Source organism: Micromonospora sp. D75 (genome assembly GCF_018070405.1).
Classification (GTDB): Bacteria; Actinomycetota; Actinomycetes; order Mycobacteriales; family Micromonosporaceae; genus Micromonospora; species Micromonospora chalcea.
The window spans coordinates 1-1,654 of sequence record NZ_JAGPXV010000916.1 but is presented as its reverse complement, the minus strand read 5'-3'; the positions used below and the strand labels follow the sequence as shown (position 1 = coordinate 1,654).

Here is a 1,654-nt window from a genome sequence, read left to right as displayed (position 1 = left end):
GGCCGTGGGTGTCGGTGAGCAGGCGGAACCGGGCGCCGTTGACGGCGATCTGGCCGGTGTGCCGGTCGAAGCGGTCCAGCTCGACGTCGGCAGTGCGCACGTAGCCACCGGCCTCGACACCGACCCGGAACCGGTGCGCGCCGACCCGGGCCACCCGCATCCGGTAGGTCACGCCGCGCAGCTTCAGGTCCAGCGGCCGGCCGCTGCGGTGCTGCACCTGCGGGCGTCCACCCGCCGCTGTGGACAGCAACCGCTGCCGCTCGGCGGTCTCGTCCTCCTCGTACGCCTCGATCGCGGCGGCGGCGAGCGCGACGGCGGAGCGCCGCGGGGAAATCGACACGCGGCCCACCGTATCGGGGCAACTCGGCCGCCGTCACCCGACCCGGGTGAGCAGCGTCACCGGGGCGCCGTCGCCGGCGTAACGGTAGGGCTCCAGTTCGGCGTCCCAGGCGGTGCCCAGCGCCTTGTCCAGCGCGTGGGCGAGCGCCTCCGGGCTGCGGGCGGCGGCCATCAGGCTGCGCAGCCGGTCCTCGCCGAGCTGGATGTCACCGGCCGCGCCGACGGCGGCCCGGAACAGGCCCCGGCCCGGTACGTACATGAAACGCTCGCCGTCGACGCCGGGACTGGGTTCCTCGGTGACCTCGAAACGGATCATGGGCCACTGCCGGAGGGCAGCGGCCAGCTCCGCGCCGGTCCCCGGGCTGCCGGTCCAGCCGCACTCGGCGCGACGAGCGCCCGGATCGGCGGGCTGCGCCGTCCAGTGCAGGTTGACCGGCGCGGCGAGGACGCGCGCGATCGCCCACTCGACGTGCGAGCACACGGCGAGCGGGGTCGAGTGGACGTATACGACGCCACGCGTTGGCACGGTGACCTCCCGGTGAGCCGAGGTGCGTCTTCCCCTACGACCTCGTCCTACCGAGTGGTACCTGGACACACATGATGACCCGTGTGACTGGTGGTGCGCCAGCGAATCGGAAAATTCGCCGGTCCCAGCCGGCGGGAAATACCCGGGAGGTGGAGCCGGTTGTGCCCTCTGACGCCGCGACGACCAGCCAGGTGTCGCGGTCGTGTACAGTTCTCTGGGCGGTTCTGTGTGCCGCCGTACATCTTCGCGGGCAGGCGCTCAACCCGGGCGTCACTCGCACAGCCCCCGGACGGCTTTCCGTCCCCACCGTACGTCTGCAAGGAGTACCTCCGTGGCGAGCAACACCTCTAAGACCGCGCGCGCGTCAGTCCGGGCCGGCCAGGCTGGCCAGGGTGGCGCCCTCAGCGTGCTGGGCGAGTTCAAGTACCTGATCCCGCTCAACGGCGGCAAGCACGCCTACGTGCGCAACCTGACCAACGGCAAGACCGCGCACCTGCGCACCGACTCCGAGGCCTTCGTCGAGGAGATCCGGGTGCTGGCCGCCGCCGGCCACGCCGCCAAGATCCGGGCTGAGATCAACGGCCTCGCCGCCGCCCACCCGGACCACGGCTGGGAGGCCACCGAGATGCGCCTGGTCGAGGCCGGCGTCTTCGAGGGCTGAGCACCCTTCACCCGCACCGCCGCGACCGCCCGCCGGGATCACCCGGCGGGCGGTTTCGCGTCTGCTCCTGCGGCAGCAGCGTCACCTCACCGGTGGCGGATCGCCCGCGGATGCGCGTCCGGCTCGTC

The 1,654-nt window shown here is 72.7% G+C and carries 2 protein-coding genes and 1 pseudogene; 1 reads left to right on the top strand and 2 read right to left on the bottom strand.

What is annotated here, in order from left to right:
- Together KBX39_RS30655 and KBX39_RS30650 are read right to left on the bottom strand one after the other, a co-directional pair.
- A pseudogene (locus KBX39_RS30655) lies at positions 1-346 on the bottom strand (hypothetical protein); the annotation flags it as partial.
- A gap of 27 nt (positions 347-373) precedes the next feature.
- Positions 374-865 carry a DUF3145 domain-containing protein gene (locus KBX39_RS30650; RefSeq protein ID WP_013287841.1) on the bottom strand — a complete coding sequence of 164 codons (492 nt, stop codon included), beginning with the start codon at positions 863-865 and terminating at the stop codon, positions 374-376.
- 331 nt (positions 866-1,196) lie between these two features.
- On the opposite strand from KBX39_RS30650, the gene KBX39_RS30645 reads away from it, so the two are divergent.
- Positions 1,197-1,526 (top strand): hypothetical protein, encoded by a 330-nt coding sequence (locus KBX39_RS30645; protein WP_210873888.1) that lies wholly within the window; start codon positions 1,197-1,199, stop codon positions 1,524-1,526.
- Positions 1,527-1,654: the final 128 nt, after the last annotated feature.